Genomic DNA, 5,686 nt, shown 5'->3' on the forward strand with positions numbered 1-5,686 from the left:
TCTTTCATGCCAACGGTACAATGCCTCGCATTCTGCTTTGAACGGAGAGAAAACCCACAGCACCTATTTAGGTGCATAAGTGGGCACTGGTTCTCCAGTGACTCTTTTCGGGCTCTGCCCAAACCCGCCAACGGTCAGCCCGTTGGATCGCAAATATTCAAACCCCCTACCCCCGATCTTCGGGGGATGCCCCTTCGGCGGGCGCAAACAAACGGGGTTTGTTTGAATCAATAGGCTTTGGGTGTGGTGAATGAGTCAACTCCTTAATGCTCACTTTCGTTCCGCTTACCGTTGACTCATGCCTTATGTTTTTCACTCCATTTTTTAAACAGTAACGCTCCTTTTGAGTGCACACTTTTCCGAAACAACACAAAACAAACACGAAACTTAATTCAAAGCTTTTGAACCCTTGTTGCTACTGATTTTTTTGCAAAACGCTCCCTTTCTTTGTGTGCAGGTTCGCTCCTTTTCAAACACAAAACGTTACTCAATTCTTCTCACTTTTCCTTTTTATGGTGTGGCAGTTTTGCCGTTTCTGCCACATTACCGCATTTTTCTCCTAAAAAAAGGTGTGTCAGAATTTCATTTTTAGGCACATTCCTTTCAAAAATCGCAACCGCCACGAAACAAATCACACTGGGATTTCAAACATAAAGTGGTTGCAGTTTTCCCTTATGCTCTTTTCACCTTTTCCTAAATGTCTCCGGCGACACTTATCAAATTTTTTCTCTTTCAACCCGCTACGCAAAACAAAAACATTTTGCCTTTTGATCTAGGAGGGCGTAGCGTATACCGTAGCGAATGAATCATAAAGAGGTGAACCCGCTATGAAACCCGAAACCTACCTTTCTTCACAAGACATTGCAAACAAGCTCAATGTCTCCAGCGTCACGATACGCAAATACGCCGCCATGCTTGAGAAAAACGGCTATAATTTCGCCAGAGACACTAAGGGATGGCGTCAGTATAATGAGTCCGATTTATCCGCTATGGAGTATATATACACACACTCTAAATTGAGTGGTAAATCACTAGAAGAAGTAGCCAAACTTGTAGCGACCTTGTATCGGTCAAACTTGTCCATATCGGATACCGCTACACCGCTACAAGATGTCAATGTCGCCGATCTCATTCAAAGACAAGAAGAATTCAATCGGGCCATCCTAAAACGACTCGAACAATTTGAAGAACAGCAAAAAAAACGAGATGAAAATCTCATGCTCGCTTTAAAAGAATCCATTGAAACAAAAAAAATGATTGCTGCTGCTCAACAAAAAAAGTGGTGGCAATTTTGGAAATAGAACACCCATGACAACAGCAAACTTATACAAAAAACAAGCGAGCAAAACATGCTCACTTGTTTTAAGTAGTAGAAATTAACGTGGTACACAAACCCACCAATTCACAACTTTTCTAATATCCACACCTCTGTCATTCCAATTACACAAATTCAACCCTGCTCCAATAAATCCAACAGCAGCAGCAACAATTCCTGCAATTGGTATAGTAAGTAAAAATGCAGCAGCAAAGGCTGCAACAGCCCCGGCAGCTGATATAATCTTAATAGCTTTATTTGTTTCACTATTATTCATTCTTACAAAGTCCTTTTTAACAGTAATTTTAGTGGATATATCGCCATTTTTCACTTCTGTTGAATTGTCTACAGCTTTCATATCAGGATGAGTATTTAATACATCATTGATATTACCTTTAGGAACGACAATTCCATCTTTTATATAACCATTTACTACTCCTACTAATTTGTTAAAACGCTTAAAAGTTTCCTTGCTAACATTAGCTTTTTTATAAGAATCATACTTCAAAACTAATTTCCCATTTTTCACAACAGTTGTTTCTGTTAAATCAGATTCAGAAATTTCTAAAGCTAAATCTAATTGCTTTTCATTAATCTCTGATTCTCCTATTTCAAGAGCATTAGCACTTGATATAGGATAAGAAACCATAGCAAATACTAAAGCTAGTAGAGACAAACAAATTATATTAATTTTTAACATACGACCTTCCAACAATTAAAATCTCCCCTTTTGTTATAATGTAGAAACTAAGTAAATTTATAACACATAAATCACCCCATTTATTACATTTGTGGTAATTTTAATCTTATTTTAAAGATTCAGTATGTTAACCTTGTATAAAAAAGGAGGACAAAAATTGAAAAATATCAGCACTATTATTATTACAAGTCTTATCTTTAGTTACTGCACAAGTTCATTATTAGAAAATAACAAACTATTTGGACCAATTGCTTTAGTTAGCTTCATTTTCTTCTACTTAATAAATTATTTAATGAAAAAATTCAATATAAGACAAATAACAAAAGTATATTTGATCAATAGTATACTTATTGGATTAACAATAATTAGCTTCATATTCTTAAATAATCTTTATATAAGTATAGGGATTTCTCTTGGAACATTAAGCACTTTAATAATTAGCATTGTAAGTTACTCAAAACTCAAAAATACATAAAAAAATCAAGTAGGAAAATCAGATGAAAAAAAAGTCTGATTTTCCTACTTGATTATGTAATTCTTAATCCCAACATGCCAACGTGCCATGACTTCAAACGTTTCATTGGCTACCTCATCATCATCTTCTTCAATCCGAACAAGGTCGCCGTCCTCGGCATCCGTCAAATTCAGTTCCTTATGAATCTCTTTCAAGATCCCGCCGTAGCCGATCAACCGCCTGGCATTTAACGCATCATCCAAATAATAAACCGTATCAAGATTTTCCTCGGTCACTTCATTCCCTCGTATCACATCAGTATCTTTCACTGGATACTTAGAAATCTCTAAAATGGCTTTCTGCTCTTCCATTGCTTCGCGCACTTCTTTTTCAATCGCTTCCGCATCAATACTCTTTTTTCCTTTGACCCGCTGCACATGCACAATCGGTGTATAATCCAATTTCATTGCACGCTTCCAAAGGCTTGTCCATTCTGATTGTTTAATATAGTTATGAGAAAAATAACTCTTTTTCACCGGTATTAACACATGAAAATGTGGATGGTATGTATTTTGTTCATGATTCTTAGTGATCTCCAATGCTCTAAAGTAGCCAAGCACCGCCGTTTTCACTGCTTTATATCCAAACAATCGATTCCATGCTGTCATCATATCTGAAATGGTTTGTTTCAGAGCATCACCTTCGACATTACGGACTGTCAACGTGAGGAATATCCATGACGGTTTATATTGCCTGTTTGCTTCTTCGACAATCAGTTTATTATGATAGGCAATTTTTAACGACCTTCGCCATGCACACATAGGGCATAACCTCACTTTACAAAAATAGGCTTGATATAATCGTAGTCTGCCTGTTGCCTTATCTCTTCTAAACGCCAAGCATTCTGCACAGTCACACATTTTTTCAGCCTTTTTTCCGTAGTAAGGCGCTCCAGTGCGTTTTTCCAAAGCCTTATAATGCTCAGACATCAACGTAGATTTTTGTTTTTTTCCTCGCCAATCCCGCTTTTTACCTGTTGCGGTTTTATCATCAAGGATGGTATAATCCGAATTGGAATCAACAAAATTAAAAGATTTACACATAAAGAAACTCCTTCTGTCGCTAGTTCTCTAGCAATATATTGTTGTAGTGTGGTAACTCAATAATATCAGAAGGAGTTTCTACATGTCAAAATGCTTTTAAACCCTTGACAGGACTGGATTTTGCCTACTTTTTCAAAATTGAGTAGTTTCTATATGTATCAAGATAAGAAAAGACACGATTCTGACTCCGTCAAAATCGCCCAAAAAGCTGGCGAAACCGCCAACTTTTCAAAAACCAAAACCTCAAAACCTAAAAGACCAAAGACTAAACCAAATTTCCCCGCAGGGGGAGATTTTTTTTTTGATTTTTTGACCATGCTACACAACAAAAAAACAGACCCTAAGGGGTCTGCTAATACATCTTTATCAAGTTGCAACCCTTGATGCAATTTCATGACTCTCTTTAGTTTCTGAAACAACAAAATTTACAGAAACTAATAGTACAAGCGCACACATGACTACAGAGAAAAATCTCTTAGAACTCATACAAGCCATCGCCCCTCCGAATTTGTTTTTGAGCATCAATCATCTGTCTATAAAAATATACAGAATCATCCAAACGCTCAAGCCTATTATAGAATTCGGCGGCTTCTAATGCCAATTCCTCCAAATAAGGAAAACCAGCTGCGTTTCTCAATTCATTCATGGCATGAAGAACATGCTCTCTATCACCTAAATCTATATACAAAGCCTTCAACACGTTTAAAACTCGTCCAAATAAAGCATCCTCAAAAAATTGAACATATTCTAAACTCTTCTTAAAAAAAGAAACTCCAGTTTCTCTATTACCTTTTCTAAGATAAATTAGAGCTAAATCATAATAGGCTTGGATCAATTCTTTAGCTTTAATTTTTTCACCAACCTCAACAGCACGATCAAAATAATAAACTGCTTTATCGTATTGCCCCATATCATTATGACAACACCCAACATTCAACAAAGCTTTTGTAACCATCGAGTCGTTATCAAGTGATCTAGCAATCTTAAGAGTATTTTCAAAATGAACCAAAGCCTTCTCATGAGTTTTCAAATCAATATAATTTCCTGCAACAACTGTAAGACAGTTTATTTCTCGAATAACATAAGTTGAGTTGGCCGTATATGTATCATAAGCAAGTTTCACATAATACATAGACATATGAGTTTGCTTCATATGATAAAAAACTTCTGAAATTTTATAATAAAATTCTGCTCTCTCAATTTCATCTGAAACTTGTGAAAGCTTCTTTTCGGCACGTCTATAGAACGTGATAGCTCTCAAATATTCCCCTTTTGAAAACTCATACATTCCCTTAAAAAAATGAAAGTAGTATTCAAGAAGACCAGTAAGTCTCTTCCCCTGTCCTTCTACCTCCCTCAAGTAGTCAGCTTTGTTCATTCTGCTTTCAGAGGGATTTAAATAGTCCAACATCAAACGATGTCTAAACTCCATTAATTGAAAGTATAAAAGGACGTCTTGATCCTCTTCCATATCATTTAAATTTCTCTCAATTTCCGTTTTTAATATTTCAGCATCGGTCACATTGAATCGTTTTATATGGATATACCATTCGTTTATTTGAACACCAATTTGTGAAGAAGGTATATTCGCCATCATCAATCCCCCTTTGTAAATAACCATTTTTCTGTTAAATCCTAGCATAATTTCTCATAAGAGAAGCCTGTTTGCGCCCCACTTTTGAAAATTTTCGGCATCTCGCAAACATTTTTTTAAATGATTTCAGCAGACAAAACGAAAAAACGCATTTAAAGCCCTTATAAGCGTTTTTGACTCATTCCCTTATTTCAATTACCTGAACAAAAATAAAAGCGCTCAGAAACGAATCTGAACGCTCTCAAAGGCATTTTAGAATTACAGCCTCGGTATTTTTATATGTTTTAATCATTCAGTTAAATCTTTGTCACAAACTCAAAACGAGTCAATCCATTGCTATGACTAGCTTCAATTTGTTTTTTTCTTCCGTAGTACCCCCCTGTTAGAGTGGGGGGGTTCCCGTTTGGCTCTCGGTGCTTCGCTTTTCGTTGCCACTCGACGACTGTCGTCGTCTTCCGCTGCGCACCTTCGCCAAACAAAACAAACGCACATATATTTCTTTAATCTTATCATTTTTGAC

The 5,686-nt window shown here is 36.4% G+C and carries 5 protein-coding genes; 1 reads left to right on the top strand and 4 read right to left on the bottom strand.

The window, feature by feature from the left end; translation table 11 throughout:
• Positions 1–827: 827 nt before the first annotated feature.
• Complete coding sequence (locus tag NST39_RS19900; RefSeq protein WP_110487812.1) at positions 828–1,301, top strand: DUF3967 domain-containing protein; 474 nt, start codon at positions 828–830, stop codon at positions 1,299–1,301.
• A gap of 75 nt (positions 1,302–1,376) precedes the next feature.
• Here NST39_RS19900 and NST39_RS19905 read toward each other — a convergent pair whose 3' ends face one another.
• The 4 genes from NST39_RS19905 to NST39_RS19920 all read right to left on the bottom strand — a co-directional run bounded on the left by NST39_RS19905 (position 1,377) and on the right by NST39_RS19920 (position 5,166).
• Positions 1,377–2,030 (bottom strand): hypothetical protein, encoded by a 654-nt coding sequence (locus tag NST39_RS19905; RefSeq protein WP_341030037.1) that lies wholly within the window; start codon positions 2,028–2,030, stop codon positions 1,377–1,379.
• A gap of 504 nt (positions 2,031–2,534) precedes the next feature.
• Positions 2,535–3,572 carry a protein rep gene (locus tag NST39_RS19910; protein ID WP_341030038.1) on the bottom strand — a complete coding sequence of 346 codons (1,038 nt, stop codon included), beginning with the start codon at positions 3,570–3,572 and terminating at the stop codon, positions 2,535–2,537.
• A gap of 158 nt (positions 3,573–3,730) precedes the next feature.
• Positions 3,731–3,967, bottom strand: a complete 237-nt coding sequence (locus NST39_RS19915) for a hypothetical protein (RefSeq protein WP_142671663.1) — start codon at positions 3,965–3,967, stop codon at positions 3,731–3,733.
• Between the two features lie 80 nt (positions 3,968–4,047).
• A complete protein-coding gene (locus tag NST39_RS19920; RefSeq protein WP_341030039.1) occupies positions 4,048–5,166 on the bottom strand; it encodes a Rap family tetratricopeptide repeat protein in 1,119 nt (372 codons plus the stop codon).
• Between the last annotated feature and the right edge of the window lie 520 nt (positions 5,167–5,686).

The sequence above is a fragment of the Bacillus sp. FSL W8-0645 genome, assembly GCF_038007905.1.
GTDB lineage: Bacteria > Bacillota > Bacilli > Bacillales > Bacillaceae > Bacillus > Bacillus pumilus.